Source organism: Agarivorans sp. TSD2052, assembly GCF_023238625.1.
Classification (GTDB): domain Bacteria; phylum Pseudomonadota; class Gammaproteobacteria; order Enterobacterales; family Celerinatantimonadaceae; genus Agarivorans.
The window spans coordinates 4510452-4528481 of the sequence record NZ_CP096670.1; the positions used below are offsets into that span (position 1 = coordinate 4510452).

General features: G+C 44.7%; 15 protein-coding genes. 5 read left to right on the forward strand and 10 right to left on the reverse strand.

Annotated elements, in window-relative coordinates:
- The first annotated feature begins 37 nt into the window (after positions 1-37).
- From M0C34_RS20710 to M0C34_RS20720, 3 genes are all read left to right on the forward strand, one after another.
- On the forward strand, positions 38-934 hold the full coding sequence (locus M0C34_RS20710) for an acyltransferase (protein WP_248713542.1): 897 nt from the start codon (positions 38-40) through the stop codon (positions 932-934).
- A 77-nt stretch (positions 935-1011) separates the two neighbouring features.
- On the forward strand, positions 1012-2691 hold the full coding sequence (locus M0C34_RS20715; protein WP_371923102.1) for an ABC transporter substrate-binding protein: 1680 nt from the start codon (positions 1012-1014) through the stop codon (positions 2689-2691).
- A complete protein-coding gene (locus tag M0C34_RS20720; protein ID WP_248713543.1) occupies positions 2679-3419 on the forward strand; it encodes a substrate-binding periplasmic protein in 741 nt (246 codons plus the stop codon). Before M0C34_RS20715 ends, M0C34_RS20720 begins: the two co-directional genes overlap by 13 nt.
- A gap of 52 nt (positions 3420-3471) precedes the next feature.
- On the opposite strand, the gene M0C34_RS20725 is transcribed toward M0C34_RS20720, so the two are convergent.
- From M0C34_RS20725 to M0C34_RS20760, 8 genes are all read right to left on the reverse strand, one after another.
- Entirely contained in the window at positions 3472-4077 is a 606-nt protein-coding gene (locus M0C34_RS20725; protein WP_248713544.1) for a thiol:disulfide interchange protein DsbA/DsbL, read from the reverse strand.
- Between the two features lie 92 nt (positions 4078-4169).
- Positions 4170-5831: an AMP-binding protein gene (locus M0C34_RS20730; RefSeq protein WP_248713545.1), complete on the reverse strand. Its 1662-nt coding sequence runs from the start codon at positions 5829-5831 to the stop codon at positions 4170-4172.
- A gap of 110 nt (positions 5832-5941) precedes the next feature.
- Positions 5942-6415 (reverse strand): CYTH domain-containing protein, encoded by a 474-nt coding sequence (locus M0C34_RS20735; RefSeq protein WP_248713546.1) that lies wholly within the window; start codon positions 6413-6415, stop codon positions 5942-5944.
- Between the two features lies 1 nt (position 6416).
- On the reverse strand, positions 6417-7388 hold the full coding sequence (locus tag M0C34_RS20740) for a serine/threonine protein kinase (protein WP_248713547.1): 972 nt from the start codon (positions 7386-7388) through the stop codon (positions 6417-6419).
- A 53-nt stretch (positions 7389-7441) separates the two neighbouring features.
- Entirely contained in the window at positions 7442-7834 is a 393-nt protein-coding gene (locus M0C34_RS20745) for an MAPEG family protein (RefSeq protein ID WP_248713548.1), read from the reverse strand.
- Positions 7835-7840: 6 nt separating this feature from the next.
- Complete coding sequence (ccoG, locus tag M0C34_RS20750) at positions 7841-9256, reverse strand: cytochrome c oxidase accessory protein CcoG (protein WP_248713549.1); 1416 nt, start codon at positions 9254-9256, stop codon at positions 7841-7843.
- Between the two features lie 86 nt (positions 9257-9342).
- A complete protein-coding gene (locus tag M0C34_RS20755; RefSeq protein WP_371923103.1) occupies positions 9343-9615 on the reverse strand; it encodes a YihD family protein in 273 nt (90 codons plus the stop codon).
- Positions 9615-10739: a GGDEF domain-containing protein gene (locus tag M0C34_RS20760; protein WP_248715687.1), complete on the reverse strand. Its 1125-nt coding sequence runs from the start codon at positions 10737-10739 to the stop codon at positions 9615-9617. Before M0C34_RS20760 ends, M0C34_RS20755 begins: the two co-directional genes overlap by 1 nt.
- A 297-nt stretch (positions 10740-11036) precedes the next feature.
- On the opposite strand from M0C34_RS20760, the gene pgi reads away from it, so the two are divergent.
- Positions 11037-12689, forward strand: a complete 1653-nt coding sequence (gene pgi, locus M0C34_RS20765; RefSeq protein WP_248713550.1) for a glucose-6-phosphate isomerase — start codon at positions 11037-11039, stop codon at positions 12687-12689.
- A 184-nt stretch (positions 12690-12873) separates the two neighbouring features.
- Here the strand turns inward: pgi and M0C34_RS20770 are convergent, their stop codons facing one another.
- A complete protein-coding gene (locus tag M0C34_RS20770; RefSeq protein WP_248713551.1) occupies positions 12874-14223 on the reverse strand; it encodes a Fic family protein in 1350 nt (449 codons plus the stop codon).
- A gap of 232 nt (positions 14224-14455) precedes the next feature.
- Positions 14456-15070, reverse strand: a complete 615-nt coding sequence (locus M0C34_RS20775) for a sugar O-acetyltransferase (RefSeq protein ID WP_248713552.1) — start codon at positions 15068-15070, stop codon at positions 14456-14458.
- Between the two features lie 150 nt (positions 15071-15220).
- On the opposite strand from M0C34_RS20775, the gene M0C34_RS20780 reads away from it, so the two are divergent.
- Positions 15221-17614 (forward strand): DNA polymerase II, encoded by a 2394-nt coding sequence (locus M0C34_RS20780; RefSeq protein ID WP_248713553.1) that lies wholly within the window; start codon positions 15221-15223, stop codon positions 17612-17614.
- Positions 17615-18030 lie beyond the last annotated feature (416 nt).

An 18030-nucleotide genomic window follows, 5' to 3' on the forward strand; every position in this document is an offset into this window, starting at 1 on the left:
CCCGTTAATTGCTACCAATAGAGCCATGTAGATCACTATGTTACGTTTTTGCCCTACTCCAATGCTAGTTATTCTGTCTGCAAGCCTAGCGATTCTAAACACCGCCTTTATTGGTTCCATCATTATCATTTGTGGCTTGATTAAGTTAATCCTGCCTAAGGTGGCCTATCCGCTGATTGGTAAGTTATGTAATCAATTGATGTGGTGCTGGAGTGAAATTAATCGCGCTATTTTTCTGCTGGTTAACAATACCGAATTTGTCATTGAAGATAACAGCCAGTTAGACAAAAACAGTTGGTACTTGATGATTTGCAATCATCAAAGTTGGGCCGATATTGTCTTGCTATGTATGCTGTTTGGCTCGCGCATCCCTATGCCTAAGTTTTTCTTAAAACAACAATTACTATATGTACCTTTTGTTGGTTTAGCTTGTTGGGCTTTAGACATGCCATTTATGCGCCGCTACTCTCGCCAGTATTTACTCAAGAACCCCGAGAAAAGAGGTAAAGACCTAGAAGCTACTCAGCGCTCTTGCGAGAAATTTAAAAGCAGCCCCACCACGGTGATCAATTTTGTTGAAGGCACCCGTTTCACCCCTGAAAAGCAACAAACTAGCCATTCTAACTATCAACACCTACTGCCACCCAAACCCTTGGGTATTGCCTACACCTTGTCAGCATTAGGTGAGCAATTTGATCAAATAATCGATGTGACATTGGCCTACCCAGGCACCACTCAACAAGAGCCACCGTTTAAAGCGCTGCTATCAGGAAGGCTAAACAAAGTGGTGATAAAAATAGATACTATCTCTATAGGCCCGCAGCTGCGCGGTGACTATTTACAAGATAAACAGTTTAAGCGGCACTTTAAGCTGTGGTTAGATAGTACTTGGCAAAACAAAGACAACTATCTAAAAAACATAATAAAAAACTAGATCTCTTAGCAATCCAATTCCCCGATGATTATTTAGCTGCTATTTTTAAGAGTAATACTTAACCATCAGGGGTGAACTTGCGCATTGCATTGATTGGCTTGTGGCTGTTGCATGCGACAAGCTATGCCGACGATCTCAGCCCATGGTTAAGTGAGTTCAGCCCCTCTAGCCTAAATCAAACTCAACAAATTGAGGAGCTGCGTTGGTTTAAACAAGCCGCTCAACCCTATCAAGGTATGACTATTCGCGCTATTTCTGAGCGCATTAATACTCATTGGTACGAAGCCACGGTAATCGCCCCGCTATTTTACCAACTCACCGGCATTAAAGTGATCCACGAGTTAAGCAGTGAAGACGATGTGGTAAAAAAACTGCAAAGCCAAATGGATTTAGGCACAAACTTTTACGATATTTATGTCAGTGACAGTGATTTAATTGGTGGCCACTTTCGCTCGGACAAAATCCTTAGCTTAAGCCAATTTATGCGCCAGCAAGGGCAAGCTGTCACCTTACCCAGTTTAGATCTGAATGACTTCATCGGCATCGCCTTTACGACCGACCCTTACGGTGAACTGTTGCAGCTACCAGACCAGCAGTTTGCTAATTTATATTGGTATCGCCAAGATTGGTTTAACCGGCCTGACTTACAAGCACAGTTTCAAGCGCTATATGGTTACGCTTTAGCAGTACCGATTAACTGGTCGGCCTATGAAGATATCGCCGAATTTTTTACCGAACATGTCAAACAAATCGATGGTAAAACAGTCTACGGGCATATGGATTATGGCAAACAAGACCCTTCTTTAGGTTGGCGAATTTCTGATGCGTGGTTATCCATGGCTGGCATGGGCGATGTAGGCCTACCCAATGGCTTTCCAGTCGATGAATGGGGCATTCGCAGTAATGGCTGTAGCCCAGCGGGAGCCAGTATGAAGCGTGGTGGCGCCTTAGACTCGCCGGCGGCCATTTATGCGGTTCAAAAATATGTCGATTGGTTAAAACGTTTTGCCCCACCCGAAGCGCAAAAAATGAATTTCAGTGAGGCAGGGGCTGAGATAGCCAAAGGCCATATAGCTCAGCAAATTTTCTGGTATACCGCCTTTACTGCTGATTTAAGCCACCCCGACTTGCCCATTACCGACGCACAAGGCCTGCCTCTTTGGCGGGTAGCACCTTCTCCGCGTGGTGCTTATTGGCAACCGGGTATGAAATCTGGTTATCAAGATGTTGGCGCTTGGACCTTATTGAAATCAACCCCAGTTAAACGCCAACAAGCGGCATGGCTATACGCTCAATTTAATGTTTCTAAAACCGTGTCCTTGCGCAAAACCATGGTGGGACTTACCCCAATTCGCCAAAGTGATATTATGTCTACACCGTTTACTCAACGTGCGAAAGAGTTAGGCGGCTTAGTGGAATTTTATCAAAGTAAGGCTCGCAATGAATGGACCCCCACCGGGTTAAACGTGCCCAATTACCCAGAGCTATCGAAGCTATGGTGGCAATTTATTGGCCGAGCCAGCGACCAAGGAGAAGCCGTTCCACTGGTGATGCATGAGTTAGCGCAAAGCATGGATTTAGCATTGCTAAAGATAGGCCATGAGACTCAGCATGCCTGTAGCCCTAAATTGATTACAGCCCAAGATGAAAACTTATGGTTAGCCCATCCTGGCGCCCCTAAACCTAAGCTAGACAATGAAAAACCAAAAGGGAAAACCTTAAGCTACTCGGAATTGATAAAACAATGGCAACCCTAACTCAATGCTGTTGTGGCGTATTACTCGTCCTTAGCCAGAGCTTGGGGGCCACCCCGCTGGTTTTTAATACCTATGTTGACCCCCCCTATGTTATTGATGGTGATAAGGGCTTAAGTGGCATCGCCATCGATATACTGATGCAGCTTAAACAACACAGTAAACTCGACATCAAAGTTAACTTATTGCCGCTTAAACGCGCCTACTTAAGGGCGCAAGAATCGCCAAACCAATGTGTATTTCCCATTGAGCGAACCCAAACCCGAGAAAGCTCGTTTTCATGGATTAGCCCGCTATTTGTTAGCCGCTACGCCATATACCAGCGTAGCCAACAGGCAGTGCCACTAAAGAGTATTGGCAACTTAAGCAGCTTAACCATCGGCAGTTATTTAGGAAGCGGTATAGGTGAGTATCTAGAGAGTTTTAGCATTAATGTTGATTTAGCTAAAACCAATTTAAACAGTGCTAAAAAGCTTAACCGCTTGCGCACTGATGCTTGGGCCAGCGATGTATTATCAGCCGCTTATATTCAACAGCATTTTGATTTAGGCATTCAGGTTCAAGGCTTTCAGTTTTACAGCTCATTACGCGCTATTGCCTGCAATAAAAGCACCGAAGCCATCACTTTAATCAATTTGCAATCGAGTTTAAATCAACTGCAAAAAAGTGGAGAGATAAACCGAATATTGAGAACCTATGAGCGCCAATATCAAGTAGATTTAGGCTTATAGAAGAAACAAAAAAGCAGCCAACAAGGGCTGCTTTTTGTCAATCACCACTTGCTTAACCTTTAAGGTTAACCAAGTAATTAACGAGTTCGTTTAGTTCTTCAATAGACTTCACAGAGCCAGTGTTCACTTGGTATTTACCATTAACGATCAAGGCTGGAACGCCACGGATCTTATAATTGATGGTATTTTTGTCCATTTGCGACACCATGCCATTCACCACGAAGCTATTTGCGGCACTATCAAACTTCTTACCATCCACACCGTTTGCCACAAAAATCTTGCGCAGATCATCACGGCTAGTGAAGTTTTGGCGTTTGTTATGGATAGAATCAAAAATAGCACCCGATATAGCCGGCTCTACTTCTAGCATTTCTGCTACTGCATAAGCGCGAACCATTTCTTCGCCCATTTTTCCGCCAATAAAGCTAACATGGTTCTTTTTAAACGCTACGCCTGCAGGTAGTGATTTTTTAATACCTTCTGCCACTGGTTCAAATTTAAAACAGTGTGGGCAGTAATAAGAAAAGAATTCTATTACTTCTGGTTTAGCGGTCGCCGTTTGCTTAATCACTTCGTAATGGTTGCCTTCTTTAAAATCAGCAGCCATTACCATTGGCATTGCTAACATCGCCATCAAACCAATTAGTATCTTTTTCATCACTCTACATTTCCTTAAGTGAACACATAAAAAACCGAGCATAAAGATAAGCTTGTACTCGGTCAATCTTTGTCAGTGGCCTTGACAGTAATTTACGTTTGCCAAGAGCCCATTTCAAACATTATTTTTGCATCTGATTCGCGGTGAATAAGCTCTGTGTAGTATTGTTCTACTTGGTTTCGCCGTATTTTTAAGGTGGGCGTTAGCATCGCATTGTCTACGTTCCAGTCTTCTTCAACCACCATCAGGTGGGATAATTTCGCATGGCTCTCAAGGTGCTCATTAACCTTGGTTAAAGTACGGTTTAAGCTGGCCTCAATTTGTGCCTGCGGGTGTTGCTTCATCTCGGCGGCCAATACAACAAGGGCACAAGGTTGTGTCAGCGCACTGCCCACCACACAGACTTGCTCGATCATCGAATTGTCGGCAAGGCTCTGCTCAATAGGAACGGGGGCAACATATTTTCCTTTCGCGGTTTTAAAACTTTCTTTTACTCGACCAATAATTTTGACATAACCGTCGTCATCAATGGTGCCTTTGTCGCCGGTATACAGCCAACCATCAACGATAGACTCAGCACTCAGCTCAGCATGCTTGTAATAGCCCTGCATCATGCCAGCGCCTTTCACTAAAATTTCACCCTGTTCGCTGACCTTTACTTCTACACCCGGGCCAGGTTGGCCAATGGTGCCTATTTTGTCACTCCGAAAAGGCACATTTAGGGTGCCATAAGCGAGGTTTTCGGTCATTCCCCAGGCTTCTGAAATATTCAAGCCAATGGTTTGATACCAGCGCAATAAAGATGGCGCCACTGGCGCACTACCACAGCCGAGTATGCGCGCCTTGTTCAAGCCCAAGGCTTTTTGAATTTTGCGCTTAATCAGGCCCGACACAAAGGGGATCGCCAGCAATAATTTGAGCTTCTTAGGCGGTAACTTTTCAAATACCCCTTGTTGGAAGCGTGTCCAAAGCCGCGGAACCGAAATAAACAGGGTAGGTTGCACACTGCGCAAGTTATCGGCAAAGGTATCTAAAGACTCAACAAACGACACGCTAAACTGACCATTAAAAATACTGGTACCTTGAATGTAAACTCGCTCGGTAATATGCGCTAAGGGCAGATAAGACATCACACGGTCATCGCCACTAGCGCCTAATACGTCGATCAATTGTTCACTGGCATAGCGATAAGCGGCAAAACTAATTTCTGCACCTTTGGGGTCACCGGTACTGCCCGAGGTGTAGATGATGGTCATGATGTCGTTCTCAGACCACAAGTGATGTTTATCTATCACCGATAGGTCGTTTAACCAGTCTTGCCATTGAATATGGCAAGGCATCGTTGGGTAAGGCATAGCAACGGTTTTTAAACCAATAGGAATAGCAGCAGCTTGCTTGCCCCATTCGTCTAATTTACCAACAAACAGCAACTTGGCTTCACTGTGTTTTAGTACAAAAGCAATGGTATCAACACTGGCGGTAGCGTAAATTGGGATGCTGATACAGCCCGCCATGATGATAGCGAGATCGGCAATAAACCATTCGGCACTATTTTTTGCCAAAATAGCGACTTTGTCGCCAGGTTCTAAACCCTCTTGACGCAGCCCTTGAGCAATTTGTCCTGCTTCACGGGCCACCATCGCCCAGGTTTTCTCATGATAAACATCATCGATAGGCTGACGTAAGTAGACTTGCTGGGGATGTTGCTTTTGCCAATGCATTAAAGCATCAACCGGAGTAAGCATATTTGGCATTTACAACCTCATTACAAATTATTCACCTTTTAGATCAATCCTATATCGCCAGCCAGAAGATGCCAGCATAATTAAACTCTGAGCTGAGTTAATGTGAACAAAGCCGTGCTTTAAGGCCAATTAATAAATGGGTTTTTGCTTAACATACTATTGTAGTATTGACGATTACCGGTGACTTCAGCGCCTAACCAACTGGGTTTTTCAAATAACTCTTGTTCATCAAGTAACTCCACTTCGGCCAGAACTAGGCCTTGGTTATCACCGGCGAACACATCCACCTCATAGGTATGCTTCCCCACCGGCACCAGATAACGTACCTTATCGATACGTCCAGGCTCACATAATGTCAGTAGTTGTTCAGCATCAGTTTGGGCTATCGCTTGCTCCCACTCAAAACGGCTTAAGCCACTGTCGTTACTCTTGCCCTTGATGGTTAAAAAAGCCATATCACCGCTAATTCTCACTCTCACTGTGCGGCTTTTATCACTGTTTAAATAGGCTTGTACAATCCGATTATGGCTAGCAGCTTGCGCTATAAAGCTCATATCATTGACTAAAAACTTACGTTCTATTTCTAGGTTCATCTTAGTACCCCGGCATAAGCGATAGAGTGGGTTGCTGCAAAGCTGAAAGCTGCTCTTTTAGGGCTAAAATTTGGTCTTCCCAGTAACGCTGCGAGTTAAACCAAGGAAATGCCCGCTGAAAAGCCGCATCTTGCCAACGGCGAGCTAACCAACCCATATAGTGAATCATGCGCATGGCTCGCAGAGGCTCAATCAAGCTTAGTTCACGGCTATCAAATTCACAGAATGACTCATAACCTTCTAACAATACCTCTAGCTGAATGCGTCGTTCATTATCGTCACCCGCTAACATCATCCACAGGTCTTGCACCGCGGGGCCATTACGCGCGTCATCTAAATCGACTAACATTGGGCCGTCGCGCCATAAAATATTACTGGGGTGACAATCACCATGTAAGCGGATAATTTTGCTTGGCTTATAAGCGGCTCTTGCGGCGTCTGCAACTTGCTCGGCAATGGTAAAAAAGGGCAGCTGTAAACCTTCTGGAAGCCAATCTTTAAGAAAGATTAAGGGCTGGTCGAGCATTTCTTCGGTATTAATCGATAAGCGGTGCTCAAATAACTGAGAGCCTACTTTTTGGTGCATCCGGCCTAGATATTGGCCAACCCGCTCAAGCTGATCGAGATTGTCGACTTCAAATCCTCGGCCACCTACGCTTGGGAATATAGCGAACCACCAACCTTTGTAATCAAAAAGGGTTTGCCCATCCCGCTCCAGCGGCGCCACAATGGGCACATCCACTTCGGCCATCGATAAGCTGAACTGATGTTCTTCAATGATTTGCGCTTTGCTCCAGCGCTCTGGCCGATAAAATTTCACCACATAACGCAACTCGTCTTCAGCTTTAAACTGATAAACCCGATTTTCGTAAGAGTTTAGGGCTAACAAGCCACTACTGGGATAGATCCCTTGGGATTCAATGGCATCGAGGATTAAATCGGGGTGCAATTCGGTAAATAAGAAAGCGCTCATAATCATACAGCTACAAGAGGTAATGAACGCAGTGTAGCAGTAATGCTAAAGGCCTAGCTAATAAATGCTAAGCAGACAATGTAAATACAACTTAACCACCCAAGAGCGGTTACCAGCGAGCGAAGCGTAGCCAAACCAAACACATATAACAACGGGTGAGCAATCCGAGTAGCCAAGAAAACAAGCGCGGGGATGTGCACCATTTCAGGCTTAAGCCCCGAAAAGTAACTAATCGCAGTGACCGCAGTAAATAAACTTAAGGCTTCCCATGCATTTTGCTGGGCGGCATATAAACGCCGCCCAGTTTGGTTTAATTGCAATGCTTGCTGTCTAGGGTCGTGATTATTAACCACGCCCAGCTGACGCCGCTTCATTAGCGAGCCGGCCGCCGCCAATAGATAAGGCAACACCAGCAGTAGCGCTAAACAAAGCAAGATCATACTCATCGCAGACTAACCACCACTAATAAAGCGACTATGTTGAATAAACTGGTCATCACCGCTTTCTAAGATAAATTCAATATCGGTGATCGAACCAGACATCAAGTAAGGGTCTGCCGCTAAAGACATCGGCAAGCTATACACCTCACCCCCATTCACCGTTACGGTTTGTTGTCCGATCCATTCCACTTCTTCTAAACCGCGCACACTTAAGTGAAACTCACGCGCTTCTGAAGACTTGTTAATCACCTTCAAGGTATAGGTATTTTCTACCAAACCTTCCGAGGTTTCGTTATACAAAGATGAACGGTCGCGTAATACATCTAACTGCATCGGTTTTACATTCAATAAGGTGAACACAAACGCCACCAGCATGATAGTAAGTACAATGCCGTAGCCAATCAGTTTTGGTCGCAAAATATCGGTTTTTTGCCCAGCTAGATTGTGCTCGGTGGTATAGCGAATTAAGCCTTTAGGGTAATTCATTCGCTCCATGGTTTGGTCACAAGCATCAATACAAGCGCCACAGTTAATACACTCGTACTGTAAGCCTTCACGAATATCGATACCGGCAGGGCATACCTGAACACACAAATCACAATCTACACAGTCACCTAAACCTTGGGCCTTATGATCAGCGTTACGTTTACGTGGGCCACGCGCCTCACCCCGAGAAGTATCATAGGCCACGATAAAGGTGTCTTTATCAAACATGGCAGACTGAAAGCGCGCGTAGGGACACATATGGGTACACACAATGGTACGCATCCAACCAGCATTGGCGTAGGTGGCAACGGTGAAAAATATAATCGAGAAGTTGACTGCGCCACTGCTATTTAGGGTGAAGAAGTCCCACCATAGTTCTTTTACCGGCACAAAGTAGGCTGCAAACGACAGGGCGGTAAACACCGACACCGCTATCCAAGCGGTATGTTTGGCGGTTTTACGCCATATTTTGTTAAAATCCCAAGCCGACTGATCGAGCTTTTTGCGCTTATTAGCACTGCCTTCTATCTTCTCTTCAAACCAAATAAAGATGAAGGTCCACACGGTTTGTGGGCATAAATAACCACACCAAACCCGCCCCAGAAAGGTGGTAATAAAAAACAGCGCAAATGCGGCAATGATGAAAAACCAAGCCAGCAGCAATAAATCTTGCGGCCACAGGGTTAAACCAAAAAAGTGATATTGGCGAGCAGCCATGTCTAGCAAAATGGCCTGGCGATCACCGTAGGGAATAAACGGTACAATCACAAAGGCGGCAATGAACACCCACCCCATATATTTACGTAAACGTTGAAACAAGCCTTTTTGCTCACGGACATAAATTTGTTCTTTAGGGTTATATCGATCAACCGGAGCACGCTTTTTAGGGCTTCTTTTTTTAGGTGCTGGACTCACGTCTTTAACGGGAATACGTTCACTCATCACTCAATCCTTTTGAGGGGAGGCAGTTAGTGGCTAATGCCTCAAGCAACACCAGCAATCACCAAAGGTGATTGCTGGTTAACTAACTAAACTTTTACACCGCGAGCTTTAAGCAAAGCCGTTTTGAAATCATCCTCGCAGTCTTTAGCGATACCCGGAATCATGTCATCTTTGCCAATACTCAACATTTTTAATTGATAAATTAAAACGTCGTCGGTCAATTCACTCAGCGGCTGCTTAAAACCCGCTTGGTCGGCGATTTGAGTGATTATTTCTACTAAATTAAGCTCCGGTTGCTTGTTCCATACCGGGGTGAGTAAATCGATTAATTCTTCTATACGATGTAACTGCATACTCATTATACTTCTCCACGGGCGGCCACTACAGCTTGGTTTCGGCCTAGCTGCTTGGCTCTATATAGGGCTTTATCAGCCTTGTCTACGATCTCTTTTGCGTCTTGTTGAGCCACGGGGATCAAACAAGATACGCCAATACTCACAGTAATGTAGCTGGCGGCTGTTGAATACTCATGGCGTAGTTTAGCATCTGCTAATAGTGTTCTTATTCGAGCGGCAACTTGCAATGCGCCTTTGGTATCAGTATTAGGTAAAACCATGACAAATTCTTCACCGCCATAGCGCGCCACAATATCATCTTCCCGTTGTAAGGCTTGCTCAAATAAACTGGCCACTTTGCTCAGACATTGGTCTCCAGCAACATGCCCATAATGATCGTTATATGGCTTAAAGAAATCAACATCGATTAACAATAAACTTAAGGAGGTATTAGCGCGACTACTTAAACGCCAATGCAGCGCCAAGGTTTGTTCAAATATTGCCCGGTTATACAACCCGGTTAGCGCATCACGCTCGCTTTGTTCACGCATTAACGCTTGGCTATTGGTTAGCTCGGCGACCTTTATACGGTTGATTGCCGCGTTTGTGGCGCTCTCACTTAGCCAACCCTTAGCGCGTTTTAGCACCAAGTTTAGCTGAAGCCAAGATAATATCAGCAAGCCATAAGCTATCCACTCGATTTGCTCTCCTCCTACGAGGCCAGCAATTAGCGCCATAAAAATAGGCAGACAAAAGCCATTAAAGCTTCTAATGCTAAGCAAAGAAGGTAGCAACACCGACGAAAACAAGCCCGCCACCCCTAGCAACATTAGCAAACGCTGTTGGCTAGTTAGTTCAGGGATAAACAACAATATGCCCACCGCCCACAACACTCCTTTACTGGTGAATAGGCTAAAGTGACGGGTAAAAAGTAGTGACGGCGACACATCGGCTTGAACACGCAATACCAAGGGTAAACTGGCCGATACCAGTAACATGCAGGCGAGCCAAGCGAAGCCAAGCCAAGAACCGGTATCAGGGCTAAACAATAACCACCACAGCACGCTATTTACAGCAGTCACCAAGGCCATTAAACGCCCATTACTGAGTAAATAACCAACGTTTTCAGCGTTTACTTGTTGCTGCACATTGCGCAAAAACCGATACCTTGATGATGAAGAATGGACATTTTGTGTGCATTGTAGCAACAACACCAAGTGCTAGAACAGAAAAAACCATGGCTAAATTATGGAGAAATTACCCCTTTAGGAAGATTTAGACTACAAATTGGTCAAATTTAACTAAAATAGGGCACAAGCTTTAATAGATTATTGATCTGATTGCTTGCGTCCTTTTTCCTAGAAAGGGTAAAGTGCTACCCGCAAGTAATGGTCAATAATTTTGCAAATCGGTCAACTAGGTAAAGTATCTAAGGAACAAGGTCAATGCTGGACAATATAAACCCAACACATACACAAGCTTGGAAAGCCCTACAGGCGCACTTCGAAGCTCAGAAAAACGTTCAACTTAGCGAGCTATTCGCCGCTGATTCAGACCGTTTCAATCGTTTCTCTGTGTCGTTTAACGAGCAAATCTTGCTCGATTACTCAAAAAACTTCATCACTGAAGACACGATGCAAAAATTGTTAGATCTAGCCAAAGAAACCAAGCTAGACAGTGCAATTAAAGCCATGTATTCAGGTGAGAAAATCAACCAAACTGAAGGCCGCGCCGTATTGCACACTGCATTACGTAACCGCAGCAATACCCCAGTGATGGTAGATGGCGAAGACGTTATGCCAGGTGTAAACGCAGTCCTTGAGAAAATGAAAGGTTTCTGCCAAAAAATTCACTCAGGCGAGTGGAAAGGCTACACCGGTAAAGCGATTAGCAGCATTGTAAACATTGGTATTGGTGGTTCAGACCTTGGCCCAGTAATGATTACTGAAGCCCTAGGTGCATACAAACTAGAGCACATTACGACCCACTTCGTGTCTAACGTAGACGGCACTCACATTGCTGAAACCCTCAAGCAAGTAGACCCAGAAACCACATTGTTCTTGGTAGCCTCTAAAACCTTTACGACGCAAGAAACCATGACCAATGCACACAGCGCACGTGATTGGTTCTTGGCAGCCGCTAGCGACGAAGCCCATGTAGCGAAGCACTTCGCAGCACTCTCTACTAATGGTAAAGCGGTAGCAGAGTTTGGTATTGATACCGACAACATGTTTGAGTTTTGGGATTGGGTAGGCGGCCGTTACTCTTCTTGGTCGGCGATTGGTCTTTCAGTTGCATTAACTGTTGGTTACGACAACTTTATTGAGTTGTTAGATGGCGCTCACGCCATGGACAAACACTTCGCAGAGACCGAACTTGAGCAAAACTTGCCAGTAATCTTGGCCTTGCTAGGTATTTGGTACAACAACTTCTATGGCGCTGAAAGCGTATCTATTTTACCTTACGACCAATACATGCACCGCTTTGCTGCTTACTTCCAGCAGGGTGACATGGAGTCAAACGGTAAATGTGTAGACCGCAACGGCAACCCTGTTGATTACCAAACGGGCCCAATTATTTGGGGTGAACCGGGTACTAACGGCCAACACGCGTTCTACCAATTGATTCACCAAGGTACTAAATTGATTCCTTGTGACTTTATTGCACCAGCGCAAACCTACAACCCACTGTCTGATCACCACTCGAAGCTAATGTCTAACTTCTTCGCCCAAACCGAAGCCTTGGCTTTTGGTAAGTCACGCGAAACTGTAGAAGCAGAATTAGTGGCAGCAGGTAAATCAGCTGAAGAAATTGCTGAACTTGCTCCGTTTAAAGTATTCACTGGTAACAAACCCACCAACTCTATTTTGGTTAAGAAAATTACCCCGTACTCTTTAGGTGCCATGGTAGCGATGTACGAGCACAAAATCTTTGTACAAGGCGTAATCTGGAACATCTTCAGCTTCGACCAATGGGGCGTAGAATTAGGTAAGCAGCTAGCTAACCAAATTTTACCAGAGCTAAAAGACGGCGAATCAGTAGATAGCCACGATAGCTCAACCAATGGTTTGATTAACGCCTTTAAAGCCTGGAAATAAAGCTCCGCTTTAAGTAACGCGTAAAATGCAAAGAGCTGGCCTAGGCCAGCTCTTTTTTTCGAGACAGTAATAAGAAATAATTAAAATGTAACATCACCTCCTTATATTCGTGAACTTATTACCTAGTTGCCCCATTAAAAAAAGAGAGGGGTTGTACTTAAGCATGACTTTTTCGGATATAGCTTTATTTTAGCTTTAATCGCTCTCGTAAATCACGTGGAGCAAAATACCCCATCATTCGACCTTTAAGTGGGTGCTTAAGAAGTAGTTCGAGTTTGGCTAGTTTATCTAGATATGCTCGTGCAGCTGTAGCGGAGACATTAAATTCTGTCTGACATGCTACTACTGTAAACTCGCGGCCGGGATCGTCTAATGCCTTTTGAATGATAGTAATATGCGGCAGCTTGAATTCGTTGAAGTACGGCGACTTATATAAATCAAGTCGCGTCTTTTGAATATCATCTATTTTGTTTTGCAAAAACGTAGAGAAATGTTCCAGCGAGCGAATAATAATAGTTAAGTTGAAGTCAATAAAATGTGTCGCATCAAACCTATCGACTTCAGTTTTAACAAAAGCTCTGGCATAACGACTTTTGGATTCTTTTAGTAGCGTTGATATCGAAATATACTGAAAGTTAGTATAGCCTGACTTAAGCATATACCAATAAAACAACGCTCTTGCTGTCCGGCCATTACCATCAGCAAACGGGTGAATATAGCCTACCATAAAATGTAGCATGACAGCTTTAACGATAGGATGAATGAAGCTGGCGTCTTCATGCTCTGCATTGGCAAAGCTGCACATGACCATTAATAGAGCGAGAGCAGTCTTTGCTTCAGGGGCGGTATGAATTGTTTCCCCGTACATTTCGTCGACCACCGCAATAGGTGTGGTTCTGATCATCCCAGCTGTGTGGTCATTTTCGCACACATTCTGAGTTGCCACTCGGTTGAACTCTTGAATCAACTCGACCGATAACGGTTCTTTTACCATATTATTGGCAAACTTCATCAGTTGGTAATTGTTTAAGATCATTTCCTCAGAAAAATCACGCGGCTTCCTGCCTGTTGATAGCATCTCTTTAGCCACTGGCCGGGTAGTGGCCGCCCCTTCCATTTGAGCACTAGTGATAGCTTCCTCCATCACCAAACTAGCTGACAAGAAATTATTACGATTACTTTCCCCTAGCTGCAAATGCTTGAGCGTTGATAAACGATCAATTTTGTGTAGCTTCCCCATCAACGATGACGGGCTGTATTGTATAACCCCAGCCTCGTTCTGTTCATCGACGACCGCGAGGCCGGGAAATACTTCAAGATTACGACGAATACCCAGCACGTACCAAGCTGATTGGTTATTTTGTTTGAAGTGTGGTGGACGGGTGATGAACTCGTCCCATGAGAGATAGTTACCTTTGGAGTCAAATCCGCACTTTTTGGGGTCAACCTGAGACCAAAGGTCAGGTGGCATCCTCGAAAATTCATCGTCACGGGGAATTGGTGGCGTTTCGATGCCATAGACTTTTTTCTTCATTTACAAGTAAACAACGTTTTTGAAAAAGTTTGTTTGTCGATATTATACTTCCTAAAAAATAGGTCAAGCTATCTCTTGGCAATATATTGTAGATAGGTTAACAAACAGGTCACATTTCAGTTTTGATTGCACATGGAAGAACATAACTAGCGAGTATTAAAGTAACATCCCCACCACATAAACTACTGAAACTTAGTACAAAAAATATTGGTTATAGAGTCAGATTGTTTAGTTACTCGCGCACTTCCCGCACCGTTTCACCCGCTTGTATCTCGCGAATCACCTTAGCCGGATTGCCTCCCACCAATACGCCTGCGGGTACATCTTTAGTCACTACCGCACCAGCAGCAACCACTGAGCCATTGCCCACCGTGACGCCAGCTAATATCACTGCATGACCGCCGATCCATACGTCATCTCCAATGGTGATAGGCGCCGGGTAGTCGATCACCTCTCGCTCGCCTTGCTGATTAATGTAAGTTTTACGTAGCTCTGGGTCTAAGGCGTGGTTAATCGAGAACAAACTGACATTGGGCGCAATCATCACCCGATCACCAATAGTAATTTTTCCCGAGTTCACCAAGGTGAAGTTAGTATTAATGAATACATCGTCGCCAATAAACACCGTATCGCCATAATCTACCGTGAGTGGTGGGCATACCTCGATGTTTTTACCGACTTCAACAAACAGCTCGTGCACCAACTCTACTCGCAGTGAATCTTGCTCGGGCGTAGTGAGATTAAAACGATGGGTAAGTTGCCGCGTAGCGAGGCGCCGAACGGCTAGGTCTTGGTCCCAGCGGTTAAAGCTTAAGCCTGCGATCATCCGTTCAAATTGTGTTGTCATTGGTGGCTCCAGCCAGCTCGATGTATCTAACTACTGTGCAAGCAAAATGAGGGCTTGTCTATTAGGCTGACAACATAAACCACTATTCACAATTAACCGACTAAAGAAAGTAAGCCAGCAGCGCTTACACTGGCTAAGTTGCTGGCGTTTATGCTAAGTTGCCAAGCAGAAATCGCAGCCAAAGAGTGCCTAGTAGTGACGCGCCAACAACGGCAAGGACAAGGTTTTTTACTTACCGCTAATAGCTATGATCGCCAAGGTCAGGCTTGTATTCAGTTGTGGCTGGCCAGCGACCAAGGTCCGATCCGTTTAGAGGTGAATGACCAACAACCGGTGTTTTTTATACTAAGCAGCGAACTGAGCGAAGCGCTTGAGGTTATAGGCAAAAAACTATCTAAGCATCAGCCGCTTGAGTTAAAAACCTTTCAGCACCAGCCCGTCTCGGCCTTGTACTTTTCTAGCATAGACGATCATTTTAACGCCGCACAGCAGCTAAAACAGGCAGGCTTAAGCTGTTTTGAAAACGACATAAAACTGCATGAGCGTTTTCTTACTGAACGCTTTTGTTATGGCAGCATGCTGTTTACTGGCCAGCAGAGTAATGACCCTCGTTACCCCGCTTTGCAACAGGCAAAAATTAAATCGGCGCAATATACACCCCAACTGTCGGTATTATCGCTAGATATTGAGTGCAGTGAAAAAGGTCAGCTATATTCAATTGGTTTATATAGCGACAACTACCAACGGGTATTGATGATCGGCCCAGAGCAAGCCGCCGACACGCCAATCACTTGGCTAGCCAATGAGTACGCACTATTAAAACAATTAGAAGTAGAGTTTCAAAACCTCGACCCGGACATCATAATTGGTTGGAATGTCATCAATTTTGATTTTAGATTGTTGGTTAAACGTGCCGCCTTACATGGGCTAAAACTGGCCATTGGCCGCGAGCAAGCAACAGCGCGCTGGCGAGAGCGCCACGATAATCCCCATATTGGCTTTATAAGCATCCCCGGGCGGGTGGTGGTGGATGGTATAGATTCACTAAAATCAGCGACCTACCACTTTGATAGTTTTAGCTTAGAAAATGTGGCTCAACAGCTTTTAAATCGCGGTAAGTTGGTAGATGAAGTACACGATCGCATGGCCGAAATTAATCACAATTTCGCCCATAATAAACCGCAGCTGGCGGCCTACAACTTAGAAGACTGCAAGCTAGTATTAGATATTTTTAAGCATACCCAAATACTAGAATACTTGTGCTTACGCTCGCAGCTTACTGGCTTAATGCTAGATAGAAGCGGCGGTTCGGTGGCCGCATTTACCAATGTATATTTGCCTAAGCTACACCGAGCCGGTTATGTCGCCCCTAACCTTACCCATGACTTTGTAGCCGACAGCCCCGGCGGCTTTGTAATGAGTTCTAAACCTGGGCTGTATAAAAATGTACTGGTACTCGATTTTAAGAGCCTGTATCCCTCTATCATTCGCACTTTTAAAATTGACCCCTTAGGCTTAATTGAAGGCTTGGCAAAGCCAGACAATGCCATTGAGGGCTTTAGAGGCGGTATATTTAGTCGCGATAAACATTTTTTACCCGATATTATTAATCAGCTGTGGTTACAGCGCGATCAAGCTAAGGCGAATAAGGACAAAGCCCGCTCACAGGCGATTAAGATTTTGATGAATAGCTTTTATGGGGTACTTGGCTCTACCGGCTGTCGTTTTCACGACCCGCGCTTGGCGAGTTCTATTACCATGCGCGGCCACCAGTTGATGCAGCAAACCGCCGACTGGATCACCGAACAAGGCCATGAAGTTATTTATGGCGATACCGATTCTACCTTTGTCTGGCTAAAACAGAGCCTTAGTAATGATGAGGTAAATGCAATAGGCCAGCAGCTCGCAGAGGGGATCAATCTTTTCTGGCAACAAAAACTAGCCAATGAGATGCAGCTAGAAAGCCATTTAGAAATTGAGTTTGAAACCCATTTTTCACGTTTTTTAATGCCCACTATTCGCGGCTCAGAAACCGGCAGCAAAAAACGCTATGCAGGTTTAACCGCACAAAACCAATTGGTCATTAAAGGCCTAGAAACCGTGCGCTCAGATTGGAGCGAGTTGGCCAAGATTTTTCAAACAGGCTTGTTAGACCGCCTGTTCTCTGACCAAGACCCGCGCCAATTTGTTTTAGATACCGTGGCTAAGTTGTTGGCGGGTGAATACGACCAACAACTGATCTACCGCAAGCGTTTGCGCCGTAAGCTTGATGAGTACGTAAAAAACGTGCCGCCACAAGTTAGGGCTGCACGCCTCGCCGACCAACATAATCAAGCTTTGGGTAAACCGCTGCAATACCAAAACAAAGGCAGTATTGCTTACCTAATGACCATTAATGGGCCAGAGCCTATCACCAATACCACCAGCCAGCTTGATTACCAGCATTACCTAGACAAGCAATTACAACCGATTGCCGATGCCATTTTGCCCTTTATTAACTTAGATTTTGAGCAAATCACCGGGGCCCAGTTAGGTTTATTTTAGGCGCTACAGTGTAAAGCTAGCGCTAGACCCTACAAGCGGTTGCTTAGCCGTTATCACCATCTCTCGGGCCTCTATGGTGAAGCTTAAAAATAGTAAACAAACAACGGTGGCCGCCATTGTGCGCACCACAGCCGTTCGTTTACGTATTGTTTTTACGCGTTGTTGTAAGCTCAACATAAGTCATCCTAATCGTTTGCGACATTAAGTGTTTATTAGTCATTAAAGGCTAGATAAGTCATCTAGGTAGACAACCAGAGATGATTAACCTGCGCTTAATACAAGGCTATTATCCACAGAAAAAAGGGGTAAATTGACTTTTAACGAACGATAAGGTTTCACATAGACAGTCTAAAAACCCAACAAAGGTCACTTTTATCAAATAAAAATCCGTAAATAGTTAAAAAGTTGAAACTTTT